At 50.5% G+C, this 16603-nt stretch carries 13 protein-coding genes; 9 read left to right on the top strand and 4 right to left on the bottom strand.

The annotated features are described in order from the left end of the window. Positions 1-67: 67 nt before the first annotated feature. The 3 genes from ACOQOZ_RS10565 to ACOQOZ_RS10575 all read right to left on the bottom strand — a co-directional run bounded on the left by ACOQOZ_RS10565 (position 68) and on the right by ACOQOZ_RS10575 (position 3382). The gene (locus ACOQOZ_RS10565) at positions 68-490 is read right to left on the bottom strand and encodes a copper chaperone PCu(A)C (RefSeq protein WP_420592239.1); all 423 of its coding nucleotides are present in this window, start codon (positions 488-490) and stop codon (positions 68-70) included. Between the two features lie 126 nt (positions 491-616). Beyond that, a complete protein-coding gene (locus tag ACOQOZ_RS10570; RefSeq protein WP_420592240.1) occupies positions 617-2623 on the bottom strand; it encodes a bifunctional diguanylate cyclase/phosphodiesterase in 2007 nt (668 codons plus the stop codon). Between the two features lie 12 nt (positions 2624-2635). Then, positions 2636-3382, bottom strand: a complete 747-nt coding sequence (locus tag ACOQOZ_RS10575) for a transglutaminase-like cysteine peptidase (RefSeq protein ID WP_420592241.1) — start codon at positions 3380-3382, stop codon at positions 2636-2638. A 76-nt stretch (positions 3383-3458) separates the two neighbouring features. Between ACOQOZ_RS10575 and ACOQOZ_RS10580 the strand changes: the two genes are divergently transcribed. The 9 genes from ACOQOZ_RS10580 (at position 3459) to ACOQOZ_RS10620 (ending at position 14980) form a co-directional block, all read left to right on the top strand. Then, on the top strand, positions 3459-5063 hold the full coding sequence (locus ACOQOZ_RS10580; RefSeq protein WP_420592242.1) for a diguanylate cyclase: 1605 nt from the start codon (positions 3459-3461) through the stop codon (positions 5061-5063). Positions 5064-5161: 98 nt separating this feature from the next. Then, a complete protein-coding gene (gene aroQ / locus ACOQOZ_RS10585) occupies positions 5162-5626 on the top strand; it encodes a type II 3-dehydroquinate dehydratase (protein ID WP_420592243.1) in 465 nt (154 codons plus the stop codon). A gap of 1 nt (position 5627) precedes the next feature. Further along, positions 5628-6524 carry a 50S ribosomal protein L11 methyltransferase gene (gene prmA, locus ACOQOZ_RS10590; RefSeq protein ID WP_420592244.1) on the top strand — a complete coding sequence of 299 codons (897 nt, stop codon included), beginning with the start codon at positions 5628-5630 and terminating at the stop codon, positions 6522-6524. Positions 6525-6562: 38 nt separating this feature from the next. Next, the gene (locus ACOQOZ_RS10595) at positions 6563-7873 is read left to right on the top strand and encodes a DUF3426 domain-containing protein (RefSeq protein WP_420592245.1); all 1311 of its coding nucleotides are present in this window, start codon (positions 6563-6565) and stop codon (positions 7871-7873) included. Between the two features lie 127 nt (positions 7874-8000). Then, a complete protein-coding gene (gene dusB, locus ACOQOZ_RS10600; protein ID WP_420592246.1) occupies positions 8001-8987 on the top strand; it encodes a tRNA dihydrouridine synthase DusB in 987 nt (328 codons plus the stop codon). Then, positions 8984-9298, top strand: a complete 315-nt coding sequence (gene fis / locus ACOQOZ_RS10605) for a DNA-binding transcriptional regulator Fis (RefSeq protein ID WP_068654335.1) — start codon at positions 8984-8986, stop codon at positions 9296-9298. The genes dusB and fis overlap by 4 nt, the downstream gene beginning before the upstream one ends. A gap of 70 nt (positions 9299-9368) precedes the next feature. After that, complete coding sequence (purH, locus tag ACOQOZ_RS10610; RefSeq protein ID WP_420592247.1) at positions 9369-11000, top strand: bifunctional phosphoribosylaminoimidazolecarboxamide formyltransferase/IMP cyclohydrolase; 1632 nt, start codon at positions 9369-9371, stop codon at positions 10998-11000. A gap of 293 nt (positions 11001-11293) precedes the next feature. Continuing rightward, on the top strand, positions 11294-12577 hold the full coding sequence (gene purD, locus ACOQOZ_RS10615) for a phosphoribosylamine--glycine ligase (RefSeq protein ID WP_420592248.1): 1284 nt from the start codon (positions 11294-11296) through the stop codon (positions 12575-12577). Between the two features lie 39 nt (positions 12578-12616). Beyond that, positions 12617-14980 (top strand): 7TM-DISM domain-containing protein, encoded by a 2364-nt coding sequence (locus ACOQOZ_RS10620; RefSeq protein ID WP_420592249.1) that lies wholly within the window; start codon positions 12617-12619, stop codon positions 14978-14980. On the opposite strand, the gene ACOQOZ_RS10625 is transcribed toward ACOQOZ_RS10620, so the two are convergent. Beyond that, positions 14977-16458 carry an AAA family ATPase gene (locus ACOQOZ_RS10625; protein ID WP_420592250.1) on the bottom strand — a complete coding sequence of 494 codons (1482 nt, stop codon included), beginning with the start codon at positions 16456-16458 and terminating at the stop codon, positions 14977-14979. The genes ACOQOZ_RS10620 and ACOQOZ_RS10625 overlap by 4 nt on opposite strands. Positions 16459-16603: the final 145 nt, after the last annotated feature.

Raw genomic sequence — 16603 nt, forward strand, 5'->3', positions numbered from 1 at the left:
GCCACCTTTTTTATTTGTGCTTTCACTTGTGTTGGTAGTGGAGCCAGCGTTTCTTAGCTGGATCAATTTATTTAATTGAACGTAATTTGGCGGTAACGGTTTCGCACTCGCCATTTTTAAAACACAAATCTAATGCTAACTCTTTTGCCAATGGCAACTTCAGCTTAAACAACATCAGGTGTAAGCCACCTGGCTGCAGCTTGACGATCTCACCCGCTGGAATTTCTAACTCCTGCAGCTGTCGCATACGCATGACACCGTTATCGTGAATGTGCGTGTGGATTTCAATTAATCCCGCCCAATCTGCATTGGCACTCACCAAAGTACGGCTTTTTTCAGATTCATTTTCTATTTTAAGGAAAGCCGCACTCATGTAACGGCCCGGAATGGGTTCACGGACATAAGCATCTTCAATTTCCAGAGAATCAGCCACGGCAAACACAGGCGACAACATCAGTGTAATAGCAAAAACTGTGCGTAAAAATTTCATCTTTAATTCTCCATATGGATCAGGCATACGACGGTCTACGGTTATTCAGACACATTAGCGCCAATTAAACGCTGAGCACCAGTGACGAAATGCCGCATCCATCACCGTTCCAACAGGCGCTCAATTCTATGACATCTTCCAACTCTGCGCTTGCGCCAGATCAGCCATTGGCTTACTAAAGAAATAGCCGCTCATACCATCAACACCGGTTGAACGCAGCGTTTCCACATCCGAGTTTTCTTCCAGGCCTTCACCAAGCACTAACAAATCCAGGTTGTGTGCAATCTGAACCATCGACTGAATAAAAAACTTATGATCCTGAGCCTTGTGTAAACCGCGATTAAAGCTGCCATCAATGCGCACATAATCCAAAGGTAAACGCTGCAAATAGGCAAAAGCCATACTGCCGGTACCCACCTGATCAATACCAACGGTTACACCATGCGCATTAACCAACAGTGCGAGCCGTGCCAGGGCAGACTCCATATTCGCAAGCGCAAACTCCGGAATTTCCAGAGCAATCATCGCAGCAACATCACGATATTGGCTCAACAGCTCGGTTAATTTTTGGTGGAAGTGCTCATCCATCACCGATGCCGGTGAGATGTTAATACAATAGCGGGGCTTAGATTTGCCACTTTCCAGCAGATTCTGATCAGTCTGAACTAAGGCAGTCAGCACCTTTTCAACAATACATAAATCGTATGCCGATGCCATTTGATGCTGTTCAACCATTGGCCAGAATCGTGCGGCGGACAATGTTTGCTGCTGCCACTGAATACGGCTGAATACTTCAAACTGCAATAACTCATCACTGCGATTACTGACAACCGGCATAAACTGCAGCTCAATTGCTTTTTCCTCCAGCACCGCTTCCAGTAGCGATTGCCATTCGTGAGCCGCCCATTCTTGCTGATTACCAGCCTGTTCACCATACAATTGCGCCCGGGCTTCCGGATGACGCTGAGCCTGACGCAAAGCGGCATCTGCTTTCATCAATGCGGGTTGAATTTCTTCGTGCTGAGCTTGCAAAAATACCGCGCCAATATGAAAAACCAGATGTTCGCCGGACGCTTCCTGGCGTTGTGACAGCGCACCCGCTGCCAACTCGGAGAAGGTCTGCTGCAACATATCTTCCGCCTGCAGCCGATCACTGCAGGGAACATACAGAGCAAAGTCAGCACCAGAGCGACGCCCAATCAATGCATTCTGATGTTGCTCTAGCCATTCAGACAGTGCCGTCGCCAATGTGCATAAACGGTCATCACCTTCCTGGCGACCGTACTTCTGGTTAAATTCAGCAAAGTTGTGCAATTGTAATAACATCAGGATTCCGGAGTGCTCACCTTCACCTTCCAGAACGTGAGCGATACGGCGATCAAAACCACTGCGGTTAGGCAGCCCGGTAACCGCATCCTGAAAAGATTCTTCCCGCAGCTGTTCAGCCATTGCCGACTGCTCTTCAAAAATGCTGCGCAACTTACGCACCATCTTATTCATCGCCAGTACCATTCGGCGCAATTCTCTGGCACGCGGAATATCCTGCTGTTCTTGCCAGTCTTTTTCACAGATCGCCAGAGCCTGCTGCTCAACCCGTTTTAAGGGACGGAATAACCAACCCAGTAATAATTGCAAAGCCACCAGGCTAACAACCAACACCCAGGCAAACCAAACCAGTTCCGCCCGCACCATGGCCCATAAATCACGATAAGCAAAATCGCTGTGACTGGTTACCTTGACGCTGCCAAGGCGCTGCCAGCCACTGGTTACGTCAGCCTCGGCCGCAATCAGATTGAGGTCCACCCAGTTAATAAACCAACCAGGCGCGGGAGCCTGTTCAAGAGCCTGGCGAGCACGGCGATGTAAAGGCTGACCATCCACCCGGGTAAATTCAATTTCGGCAAAAAAACCACGATCAAATAAAACGTCAATTAAACGTGATAACTGTACGTCGTCACCGGCGTCAACCTGAGTCATCGACAACGCCAGAGACGTCGCCGCATCATAAGCACGACCATTAAGCTGCTGTTGAAAATAATCACGACCGTTCATCACAGTCACCAGCAAATTGCCGGCAAGCAGAGTCACAACCAGTAAGCCGGTCAGAATTGAAAATTGTTGCTTCAGTGTCATGGCCAGACTTCCTTATAAATCCATGCCGAGTTCATTCATACGAATCCGAAGATCGGTCCATAAATCGAGTTTGTTGGGATTGCCCATACGAATCCCCTCACCTTTCATTCGCTCCAGCCACATACCCTCGGCGTTAAAACTGTAAACCGGCGCCAGATCTCGACGTTCGGATGCCGGGCGAATACTTTTAATCAGGTTATCGAGTACAAAAGGCACCGCATCCGGTGTGGGGAAATAGGTTAACACCATATGCGCCTGGTTATAACGCAAGGCTTTCACATAGGTAATGCGCAGTTTTTTGGTATCAACACCTAGTTTGCGCAGGGAGTAATATTTTGCGATCACATAATCTTCGCAGTCGGCGCCGTTAGTCCCGAGCGCTTCGTAGGGCGTTGCCCAATAATCAACTTTTCCCCAATGCTTATCGTCGTTCACAAAGCGGATATAGCGATTAAAAAAGTCGTTTACCCGACGCAGTTTTTCGTCTTCGGATTCATTGGCGATATCACGTAATTCGGTTTGCCAGTCCTGAATACGTTCGGCGGCTGACTCGCCATACTGCTGCCTTGCTTTATCAATCAGGTCCGATGGCACCCAGCGCTCCCAGTCCGCCACCAGCCACACAGGCAAAGATGAGCAGAACAACAGCAGCAACAGCCGGGATAAGGATTTCAACATCCTTGCAGACAATTGAACGGTCAGATCCATAGAACGGGAGATATCAACAAAACGGTAACTGCCATTAACTATAGCCAGCAATTGCCGCTTGTGTGATTGCCAACGGCTCTTTCTGAAGCTGCTACGCTTGTAGAGTCTCAGATGGGTAGTGAAGTTAATGACTCAACCACAAACAAAAGCCGAAAAGCTCAGGCAATTATTTTCCAACCGGGTGATTAATCAGGTTCGTCAGGTGTTAGATCTCTGGCGCTGCCTGCCTGATACCAACTGGTCGATTACCGCAATGTCGGACTTTGCCAACGCTCTGGAGAAGCTTGAAAGCTCTGCGACCCGTTTTGAGGCGGAAAAACACGTTGCCCTGGCACGGGAGCTGTTAACTATTCTCGCCGAGATAAAACACGGCCAACCACCGGCCAGTGAGCAGCTGGAACAATTAAACAAACAGGTTCGCCAACTAAGCGAAACCGCACTGCGGCATAGCGACAAAGCCGGTGCAGACAATCTGATTCCCAGTAAAAAACCAATTTATATTGCGGTTGATCATCAGGAAACCGCCGCTACCCTGTCGCAACAAATGGAATACTTTGGTTTGCGTGGAGCTATCCAGCAAAACGAGCAGGAATTTCTCACGGCCCTGCAGGAGCGCCATCCGGCAGCGCTGGTACTCGACATTAATTTTGTTGCTGACGGCCACGGTTTAGTACTGGCCGAAAAGATTCAGGCCGAACGTGAACAACCTCTGCCGATTTTATTTACCTACCAACAACAGCAGCCAACCATTGAGCAAAAGCTGAGTGCCATGCGTAGTGGTGGTATTGGCCTGTACAACAGCGATGAAATCCATTCGTTAATTGGCACACTGGAAGACTTACTGGACACCACGCCGGAAGATCCGTTTAGGATTCTGATTGTGGACGACTCCAAATCACAGGCTATGTACAGCGCCAAGGTACTGAATAAAGCCGGGATGCTGACTGAAATCGTTAATGAACCGCTGCAGGTGCTGGATGTACTCAGCAAATACAACCCAGATCTGGTGCTGATGGACATGTACATGCCAGACTGCAACGGCATGGAACTGGCGAAGGTGATTCGCCAACACAAGGAATATATTAACCTGCCGATTATCTATTTATCGGGCGAAGAGGATAAACAGCGCCAACTGGATGCTATGGCCGAAGGCGGCGATGATTTTCTGACCAAACCCGTTGGTGCCCGACATTTATTATCCACCGTAAAAACCCGGGTTCATCGTGCCCGACAATTGCAACACCTGATCGCTCGCGACAGTCTAACCGGCCTGCTCAACCACACCCATATTCTTGAATCTCTGCAGGACAACCTCAATCAAGACAACGATATGCCAGTCAGCTTTGTGATGATTGATATCGACCACTTCAAAAACATCAACGATCAGCATGGCCATCCGGTTGGCGATATTGTGATTAAAAACCTGTCTCTGTTTTTAAAGCAAAGTCTGAGGAAATCCGATCCGATTGGCCGTTATGGTGGAGAAGAGTTTGCTGTGATACTGCGCGACGCCAATAGTGGACAAGCCGCCATGGTAATGGAAAAGCTGCGTACCAACTTCGCCAACCTGATTCATACCAGCGATAAATCGCTGCAAGTCACTTTCTCTTGTGGCCTGGCACAATGGCGAGGCGAGTCATTAAGTGAATTGGTTGAGCGTGCCGATCAGGCACTCTACCGCGCCAAACACAACGGCCGTAATCAGGTATTTGCTGCCGACAATGAGGTTTAAAACCGGACACTTGAAACCAGACGCTTAAAACTGGACGCTACGGGCAGTTTGCGGCAAACTCGCGCATAAATTACTGTCCCCGGAAAACGAGCGTAGCCATGGCAAAAATACTGGTACTACAAGGCCCAAATCTCAATCTGCTGGGCACTCGTGAACCGGAAATTTACGGTGCTACAACACTGGCAGATATCGAACAGCAATTGCAAGCAAGTGCACAACACGCTGGCCATCAGCTTGATCACCTGCAAAGCAATGCCGAACACGTGTTGATTGATCGGATTCATCAGGCACACACTGATGGTACCGAATTTATTATCATCAACCCGGCGGCATTTACCCACACCAGCGTTGCTATCCGCGATGCCTTAGCTGGTGTCGCCATTCCGTTTATCGAAATTCATATTTCCAACGTACACGCCCGCGAAACCTTCCGTCATCATTCTTATCTGTCGGATATTGCAGTGGGCGTTATTTGCGGCCTGGGTGTTCAGGGCTATGACCTGGCATTGCAAGCAGCCATCGCAAAGCTGGAAAACACTTCATTGAAAAACCACAAGGCCTGAGATGTCCTGGATTCAGATTCGTATTCACGCACAACGTGCGCAAGTTAATTCCATTGAAGATGCACTGATGGCACAGGGCGCGTTGTCCGTGACATTGCAGGACGATGCCGACCAGCCCATTCTTGAACCGGAACTGGGTACCAATCCAATCTGGGATGAAACCCAGATTATCGGACTGTTTGAAGCGAACCAGAACAGCGAACTGTTACTGAAAAACCTCAACGGCTTCTACCAGAACTTAAGTGGTCAGTCGCTGCCAAAACACAAACTCGAAATTCTCGAAGACAAAGACTGGATTCGCGCCTGGATGGAAGATTACCACCCGATGCAATTTGGTCAGCGTTTATGGGTTTGTCCAAGCTGGCAAACGCCACCACAACCGGATGCCGTCAACCTGATGCTCGATCCGGGCTTGGCGTTTGGTACAGGTACCCACCCAACAACCGACCTTTGCCTGCAATTCCTCGATCAGGAAGTTGAAGGCGAAGAACTGGTGGTCGACTACGGCTGTGGTAGCGGTATTCTGGGCATTGCGGCACTGTTGCTGGGTTCAGAAAAAATGGTAGGGGTCGATATTGATCCGCAGGCACTGACAGCAACACGTGACAACGCTGGCCGCAACAACATCAGTGATGATTTGTACGATGTCTTCCTGCCGGATAAAACACCTGACGTAAAAGCCGATATTATGGTGGCGAATATTCTCGCCGGACCATTACAGGCACTGGCACCCGATATTGCTCGCCTGACACGCAGTGGCGGCAAGCTGGCGCTATCCGGATTGCTGGCTGAGCAGGCGGAAGAAGTGTCTCAATGCTACAGTCAGTGGTATAACATGAACCCTGCAAAACAGCTCGGTGACTGGGTACTGCTTACCGGAACCCGCCGTGAAGACTAACACTCAACATCAATCGGAAATGGAGTAAAGGATACTCAATGGCAGCTCACGTGACTCGATGTCCACATTGCCGCACCACATTCCGGGTGCGCGATGAACACCTGAAAGTAGCTAACGGTGCTGTGCGCTGTGGCTCCTGCCTGCAGGTGTTTAAAGCCGCCGAACATTTTGTTGATGAAGAACAACTGCAAGCTGAAAAACAGGCCGAAGAAAAACCGGTCAACCAGCCTGCTGCTAAGCCATCAGAGTCGAAGCCAGCTGAAGAAGAGCTGCTGATTCATGATGATATGGATGATGACATCGACGACGATGTGTTGATTGGCGACGATGGCCTTATTCATGACGACATGATGGATGACGATGAGCCGGATACCCATGAGAGTATCAGTGACGACCCGATGGTCGACCTTGGTATTCGTGCTCCGGAGAAAGAAGATCGCCCGGCTCCACGCAACGACCTGGAAATTGACGCTTCAATCTTCGATCTGAAAAACGCCAGTACCGATACCCTGGATCTGATGGATCCGGACTCCGCCGTTCACGATTTCACCAGCGATAAAGACCCGGACGAAGCCTGGGCAGATGCCTTGCTCGACGATGATGATGGCGTAGAAGAAATCACTCTGGGTGGTCTGGAAATTTCAGAAACCAGTCAGTACAACTTCGATGACTCGGGTAATGACGAGGAATTCAGTCAGTTCAAAGCCGGCGCTGAAGCCGATGACTTCCAGGGCTTTGTTGATGACGACGACAATATGCACCTGGGCAGTGATGATCTGGACAGCGAAGCCACCGAAATTATGGTGCCAGCCGACAGTGTTGCCGGATTGCAGGAAGATCCGCTGGAGCTGCAAAAACGCAAAAGTGGTTCTTCTTTCCCATGGGGCTGGAGCCTGGCGTCGCTGTTAATGTTGTTGATCGCCGGTGGCCAGACACTGTTCTTTAAATTTGATCAGTGGTCACGTACGCCACAATGGCGCCCGCTGTATACCCAGGTCTGTAATCTGGCCGGTTGCACATTGCCGAATGTACAAAACATGAAACAGCTGAGCACCCAACACCTGGTTGTTCGAAGCCACCCGAAATTGCAGAAAGCATTGATGGTCGACACCTTGATGCAAAACCTGGCCAATTACCCGCAACCCTTCCCCGATCTGGAACTGGTGTTCAGCGATCTGAACAATAATGTGGTTGCCAGCCGCCAGTTTTTGCCATCAGAGTACTTGTCCGGCGAGCTTGCTGGCCAGACTCTGATTCCAAGCAGAACACCGGTTCATATCGCCCTGGAAATTGCTGATCCGGGCCCGGAAGCGGTCAGTTATGCCATCCGCCTGCAAAGCAACCAGTAAGAAAACACTCAATTAACAAAATTTTGCCCACTGACAACCATTTCCCCCTTTATTCACGAGGGGGTTATGAGTATCATACCGCGACTTTTTCGTCGCACACTTTTTGATCAGTTTTAATCGGTTATTCATGCCTGCAATTGGCCCATATACGCTACCTAATCCAGTGATTCTGGCACCAATGGCGGGAGTCACCGACCGTCCGTTTCGCCAGCTCTGTCGCCAGCTTGGCGCCGGCCTGGTTGTGGGCGAGATGGTGGCAGCCAACCCGGATATGCGTCATACACGCAAATCTCAGTTGCGCCTGGACCACACTGGCGAACCGGAGCCCATTGCCGTGCAGATCGTTGGTGGCGATCCGGAAATTCTGGCAGACAGCGCGCAATTTAATGCCGCCAATGGCGCCCAGATCATCGACATCAATATGGGCTGCCCGGCCAAAAAAGTCTGTAACAAGGCTGCCGGTTCCGCGTTACTGAAAGATGAAGGCCTGGTGAAAGAGATATTACAGGCGGTAGTGGCTGCCGTTGATGTGCCGGTTAGCCTGAAAATACGTACAGGCTGGAGCCCGGATCAGCGTAACGGTGTGAACATCGCCCAGATTGCCCAGGATGCAGGCATTGTGTCTTTAGCCGTTCATGGCCGCACCCGCGCCTGTGGCTACAAGAATACGGTGGAATACGACACCATCCGTAACATCAAAAGCAGCATCGACATTCCGGTGTTTGCTAATGGCGACATCACCAGCGCCGAAAAAGCTGCCGAGGTGATGAACTACACCGGTGCCGATGGCGTATTAATTGGCCGCGCGGCGCAGGGCAAACCCTGGATTTTCAGAGAGGTAAGTCACTACCTGGCAACCGGCGAACATCTGCCTACAGCCGAAATTGACGAAGTTGAACAGATTTTATTATCTCATTTAGACGCCCTACATGAGTTTTATGGCGACTATCTGGGAGTACGGATCGCTCGCAAACACGTTGGCTGGTACCTGCAACACCAGGCCAATGGCAGCGATTTCCGTCGAATTTTTAATCGCCTGGAAACAGCTCCAGAACAGCGCCAGGCGATTGAAACGTTTTTTAAGGAATACGACAGAGAGGGACAAGCCGCATGAACACCGAAGCATTATTAAGGAAGGTTGAAACAGTGACCGACTCATCTGATCTACAAAACAACTTAAGCGCACCATCAGAATCATCGCAAACCCTGCGCGACAGTGTAGAAAAGGCCCTGCAGAATTATTTTGATCACCTCGATGGTCAGCCAATCGTCGACTTATACGACATGGTGCTGTCCGAGGTTGAAGCGCCATTACTGGAAACGGTAATGAAATATACCCGCGACAACCAGACCAAAGCGTCCATCGTACTGGGGTTAAATCGCGGTACTTTGCGTAAAAAGTTAAAGCAGTACGGAATGCTGTAATCCGATTTTTACTTTCTTAAGCGGCCTAGGCCGCTTTTTCTTTTTTTAATAGCTTAGAAAACCTGACCATATGAGCAACTTCATCCCTGCAAACGACATCCCTGCGGATATCACTCCTGTTCGTCGCGCCCTGATCAGCGTATCGGACAAAACCGGCATCGTAGAATTTGCCCAGGCCCTGCATGCGGCGGGCGTGGAAATTCTGTCTACCGGTGGCACCTACAAACTGCTGCTGGACAACCAGATCCCGGCAGTAGAAGTATCCGATTACACCGGTTTCCCGGAAATGATGGATGGCCGTGTTAAAACCCTGCACCCGAAAATTCATGGCGGTGTTTTAGGTCGTCGTGGTCAGGATGATGAAGTCATGACAGAACATGGCATTAACCCGATCGATCTGGTTGTGGTTAACCTGTACCCGTTTGCAGCAACGGTTGCAAAAGACGACTGCCACCTGCCACTGGCGATCGAAAACATCGATATCGGCGGCCCGACTATGGTTCGTTCTGCAGCTAAGAACCATGCTTACGTTGGTATCGTGGTTAACACCTCCGACTACAGCAAAGTGCTGGAAGATCTGAGCACTCACAACGGCCTGCAGTACAAAACCCGTTTTAACCTGGCGTTAAAAGCGTTCGAGCATACTTCCAGCTACGACGGCATGATTGCTAATTACCTGGGTACCATCGATCAGGACGCGGAAACCTTAAGCACTGATAACCGCAAAGATTTCCCTCAGACTTATAACAGCCAGTTCATCAAAGCGCAGGACATGCGTTACGGTGAAAACCCGCACCAGAAAGCTGCTTTTTATGTTGAAGCCGAGCCAGCTGAAGCATCCATCGCGACTGCAAAGCAGCTGCAGGGTAAAGAGCTGTCTTACAACAACGTGGCTGACACAGACGCTGCTCTGGAATGTGTTAAGTCATTCGTTAAGCCAGCCTGTGTGATTGTTAAGCACGCTAACCCATGTGGTGTTGCGGTTGTACCAGAAGACGAAGGTGGCATTCGTAAGGCTTACGATATGGCTTTCGAAACCGATACCGAATCTGCCTTTGGTGGCATCATCGCTTTCAACCGTGAACTGGATGCAGAAACCGCCAGCGCGATTGTTGAGCGTCAGTTTGTTGAAGTGATCATCGCACCGAAAGTAAGTGCTGAAGCCATCGAGATTGTTGCTGCGAAGAAGAATGTACGCCTGCTGGAATGTGGCGAGTGGCCGGCAGAGCGCCCACAAGCGTTCGACTACAAGCGCGTTAATGGCGGCCTGCTGGTTCAGGACCGCGACAACGGCATGATCAACACTGACGATCTGAAAGTGGTGACTAAACGTGCGCCAACCGAAGCCGAATTACACGATCTGATCTTCAGCTGGAAAGTGGCTAAGTTCGTTAAATCTAACGCCATTGTTTACGGTAAGAACCGTCAAACTGTTGGTGTTGGTGCTGGCCAGATGAGCCGCGTAAACTCAGCCCGTATCGCAGCGATCAAAGCGGAACACGCTGGTCTGCAGGTTGAAGGTGCAGTAATGGCATCCGACGCTTTCTTCCCATTCCGCGACGGTATTGATAACGCCGCGAAGGTTGGCATTAAAGCAATTATCCAGCCGGGTGGTTCGATTCGTGATGAAGAAGTGATTGCTGCAGCCGACGAAGCTGGCATCGCTATGGTGTTTACCGGGATGCGCCACTTCCGTCACTGATTTTTTATAAGTAATTTGAGAGGTCAGTACCACAGTTATTCTCGCAACACGCTGCAAGTACATCCTTGTAAGCTCTCGCGCAGCATCCCTGCTGCCCAAGGTTGCTATGAATAACTCTGATGCTAACCTCTCCCACCTTAAAACCGTAATTTCACTCAGATTTGAGTGGGAGATGAAAGGGTTCTGAGCAAGGCAAAAGCTAAAGAAAAAGCGGAGCTTAGTGCGCTAAGTGAGCATTTTGATGAAGCTTTTAACACCGCTCAGGAGCATTTCAGACCCACGTAAGGAAAATTATGAAAGTTCTAGTAATCGGCTCCGGCGGTCGCGAACACGCCTTAGCGTGGAAAGCACTGCAATCTCCACTGGTTGAAAAAGTATTCGTAGCACCAGGCAACGCGGGTACCGCACGCGAAGAAAACATGGAAAACGTCGCCATCGACGTAATGGCTTTCGATGAGCTGGAAGCCTTCGCCAAAGAAAACGAAGTTGACCTGACCATTGTTGGTCCGGAAGCACCACTGGTAGACGGTCTGGTTGATCAATTCGCTGCTGCTGGCCTGAAAGCTTTTGGCCCAAGCAAAGGCGCGGCGCAACTGGAAGGTTCTAAAGCATTCACTAAAGACTTCCTGGCACGCCAGAACATCCCAACCGCGGACTACCAGAACTTCACCGAAGTTGAGCCAGCACTGGCTTATCTGCGTGAAAAAGGTGCTCCAATCGTTGTTAAGGCTGACGGTCTGGCGGCGGGTAAAGGTGTTATTGTTGCCGAAACTCTGGAGCAAGCTGAAGAAGCGGTAAAAGACATGCTGTCTGGTAACGCTTTTGGTGATGCCGGTTGTCGCGTCGTGATCGAAGAGTTCCTGACCGGTGAAGAAGCCTCTTTCATCGTAATGGTTGACGGTAAAAACATCCTGCCAATGGCCACCAGCCAGGATCACAAACGTGTCGGCGATGGTGACACTGGTCCAAACACCGGCGGTATGGGTGCTTACTCTCCAGCTCCGGTTGTGACCCCTGAAATCCACGACCGCATTATGGCTGAAGTGATTCGCCCAACTGTTGAAGGCATGGCGGCTGAAGGCAATGACTACACAGGTTTCCTGTATGCGGGTCTGATGATCAACGAATCCGGCGCGCCAAAAGTAATCGAATACAATTGCCGTTTCGGTGATCCGGAAACTCAGCCAATCATGATGCGTATGCAGTCGGATATGGTGGCTCACTGCTTAGCAGCGCTGGAAGGCAAGCTGGATCAGGAAACCACTCAGTGGGACCCTCGTGCTTCCATGGGGGTTGTTCTGGCAGCAGGCGGTTACCCGGCAGCCTACAACAAAGGCGACGCAATCAGCTTACCGGATAACGATGGCGCTGACCGCAAAGTATTCCACGCAGGCACTAAGCTGGATGGCGATGATGTTGTCACCGCCGGTGGTCGTGTATTATGTGCAACGGCTTTAGGTAACAGCGTGAGCGAAGCTCAGCAACAAGCCTACGAGCTGGCTGCACAAATCGACTGGAAAGATGTCTTCTACCGTAAAGACATTGGTTACCGTGCTGTAGCCCGCGAGCAAAGCTAACGGTTCAATATAACAACAGATAATCGCGGAGATTCAGGGATGACACACTTGCTCAGTAACTATGAGGATAGTCGCATGGTTACCGGCAAGTTTTATCTATTGTTACTGGTTGTTCTGGCGTTACTGTGTTTCAGCAGTAGCAGCCAGGCAACTAACCCGGTTCTGATTCCCAACCAATCGTTTGATTACGGCGTGACGCCCTACGCGTCGGTTTATGAAGACAAGCAAAAGCAGCTGACCATTCGTGAGATGCTCTCTCCAGAGCAGCAACTGCGATTTACCCCCAGCCACAGTGAAAAGCTGAAATTCGGTTTAACAACTTCAGCCTACTGGTTACGCATCAGCATCTCGAATCCTTATAAAGATCCAAAGCAGGCAGTATTGAGCCTGTCGAATCCGGATCTGAAACAAGTATCGCTCTACAATATCAATAATCCGGAGCCACAAACCTACAGCCGTAAAAGCCGTGGCCGCATTGGAGGCTACATTCAGGCCTACCCGTTTCTGATTGATATTCCGGCTGAGAGCACCGAAAGTTTCCTGATTCGTATTGCCTCAGATTCCATTCTTAACACCGAGCTTCGTCTCGCCAGCCTGGATTACTTCCTGTTTAACGAGCAGTGGGACTTTATTATCCAGGGGTTGGTACTAGGCTGGGTGTTGGGTACCTTGCTGTATTTCTTAAACCTCTATCGACAGCAGCGCTTATTGGTCGCAGCCGCCGCCGCCAGTTACTGCCTCTGCGCCTTAATGTTTCTGCCCAGCTGGACGGGTTTACTCAGCATGCTGTTCACCATCAGTGGTGAAACTCTGGCTTACTTCGGCTATATCATGATCAGCCTGTCAGCTTCCGCACATGGTTTTGTGGTTTACAGCCTCGGCTGGCGCCAGCGCCACATCGAACAAAAACTGATGATTGCTGGCGCTATATATTTAGTCACCAACCTGATCATTGTTGCTGTGGTTGAGTCGGGGATGCAGTTCTTTATCGCCTTGAGCTTACTGCTGTATGGCCTGGCGACCAGTATTTTCCTGATGTTGGTTCCAAGCAAAGAGTTGCCTGCACAACGCTGGCTGACTTATGGAGCACTGGCGCTGACCATCGGCCTGATTCTGACCTTGCTGACTACCCAGAACTTGCTGACTCTCGAGTTCCTGCACGACTGGGCCATTCTGATTCTGCCGTCATCGCTGATTCTCAGCATGGTTGCCACTGTCGCAGCAATTACCGATAAACGCACCAGCAAACACAATGCCGCCGGCAATGAGCTGCAGATTAATGCAGCAATGTTATCTCACATCAGCCATGAACTGCGCTCGCCGATTAATGGCGTACTTGGCATGAGTCAGCTGCTTAACGACACTCCATTAGGAAACAACCAACGCGATTTCCTCAACACCATCAGCGAAGCCGGGCATGACCTGCTGCATGTTGTTAATCAGGTATCAGACCTCGGTAAAGTGCAGAGCAATCAGCTGGAACTGGAGCCCGAACCTGTTGAGATTCGCAAGCTGCTGAATCAGACCGTACAACACTTCCAGCAAGGTGGTGTACGTAAACAAATGGAACTGGTGATCGATATTGATGATCAGGTGGCCAATCGCGTGATTGTGGACCGTACTCACCTACAGTCACTGATCCATTCGATTCTGGCGAAATTGCTGGCCTACGGTGAGCACGGCGTATTAACTCTGGCAGCTCAGCCCTATAACAGCCAGATGACGTCAGGACTGATGTTACAACTGCGGGTAAACAGCCAGTTGGCACGCCCGGATGAACTGCGCAGTGCTTTACAGATTCTGCAACACCATAAGCCACAGCAGCGTATCGGCGATTTCAGTAAACAGTGGAACATGCTGGTACTGCGCAAAGTGATGAAGCGTATGAAAGCCACATTAGAGATCGAAGACTTCAATCTCCATGGTGCGTCTCTGACACTCTACCTGCCGCTGGAAAGCGATCAGCAACCGGTGCTTCAGTCTCATGACGACAGCCTGATTGGTTTACGGGTGTTGATCGTGGATGACAACGCATCCGTACGAAACGTGATCGAAAAACAATTAAGACGTCAGGGAATGCGTGCCGAAAGCACTTACAGTGGTAAAGAAGCGCTGGCGATGATGCGCCATCAGAATTCAATCAGCGAGCCTTATGAAGTCCTGATTATTGACCACGACATGCCGCTGATGGACGGACTGCAGTTGTCGGAACGGGTATTGTCCGACCCCGACATCAGCAACAAACCCGCACGCCTGATGTTAACCGGCATGAACATCAGCAATGTTCGTGAAGAAGCACTGGATGCAGGAATTCAACAGTTATTAGCCAAACCGGCTGATCCGGATCAGTTACGCCGGACCATCTCAGGTTTGTTGGCTGCGCGCGCCAAAGAGCGCTCTTAGTCGGCCGTCACAGCACGACCATCGGCCCAGTCGCGTAATCCTTGTAGCTGCTCAGCCATGGTCACCGACAGTGGCTGAGTACGCTGAATTTCCCGCAGCAAAGTTTCGGTAGTGATCCCCTCACCGTCCTTATCAAGGCTATGAACCGAGTGCCAGGCAGAAACCACGGCCTGCTCCAGCTCTGCACCTGAGAACCCGGCACTGGCCTGGGCCAGTAAAGTAATATCAAATCGCTCTACCGCCAAGCCACGTTTCTCCATATGTAGCCTGATAATGGCTTCCCGTACGTCTGGCTTTGGCAGATCAACAAAGAACAGCTCATCCAGCCTGCCCTTTCGCATCAGCTCAGGTGGCAGCGCATGAATATTGTTCGCTGTTGCAACAACAAACACCTTAGATTCATGTTCGGCCATCCAGGTTAGCAATGTCCCCAGTAAGCGCTGACTTACGCCCTGATCGTTACTGTCCTGGCCAAGGCCTTTCTCCACTTCGTCCATCCACACCACACAAGGCGACATGGTTTCGGCAAGCTTAAGCGACTCACGTAAATTACGCTCCGTTTCACCGAAAAATTTGTTGTACAGAGAACCAAAGTCCAGCCGTAACAACGGCACGCCCCACGAACCGGCTACCGCTTTAGCCGCCAGACTTTTACCACTGCCCTGCACACCAAACAGCATCATGCCCCGTGGGCGCAAATCATCACCGGCTTTGAGGAAGGCATGACGACGTTGTTCCAGCCAGCTTTTCATATTCTCCAGCCCGGCCACATCAGCAAAGCGGGCGGTGTCATATTCGAAGCTCATGGCGCCTTCCATATCGAGCAATTCCATTTTAGCTTTGCTCACTTCCGGCACATCATCCTGAGTAATCGCGCCATCATCGACAATCACACCACGGACTAAACGGCGGGCATCAGAGAAGGTTAAACCACGCAAATTAGCGACGATTTGCTGCAGGGTTGCGGAGTCGGTTTTTACCTTACGGCCGCTGTTTTTTGCGTAACGCTGGGCTTCCTCTTTCACCAGCGACATCAACTGACCTTCATCCGGCAGTTGTAAATCAAAGCTCATAGCCAAACGCTGTAACTCTGCGGGAGCATCGATGCGATGACTTAACAGCACCAGGGTTTTACCGAAACGTTCATGCTGCAGGGCAATGTCTTTCACCAGTCGAACAACTAAAGGATCATCGAGATAAGGGTGTAAATCACAGAATACAAACAAACCACCCTGCTCCCGAGCCTTGATCTGTTTGAGAGCTTCAACTGGCTGCGAACTGTCCGATTCCTTGGCCACATCTTCCCCAAATCCAAGGCGACGCAAACCATCGGACACTGTCCACTGCTGCAAGGCTAAGCCACGCTTAATCGCTACCCGGGTTAACAGCTCCAGCACGCGAGCTTCTTCATATGATTCAACCAGTAACAAAGGGGCATGCCGGTCGAGCATCAGCCCGAGATCTCGTAAATCCTGCATTATGATTTCCGGTTTTTATTTTGATGTCTGACACTATATCACGCGAAATTCAGTCCGATAGAAGCAGTGTGCTGCTCTCAGGGCGCTGTAAATACATCCCTGTACGCGAGTTGACCACATCCTCTGATCAGCCCTTTCGCAACAC

This window comes from Bacterioplanoides sp. (assembly GCF_965219715.1).
Lineage (GTDB): Bacteria > Pseudomonadota > Gammaproteobacteria > Pseudomonadales > Oceanobacteraceae > Bacterioplanoides.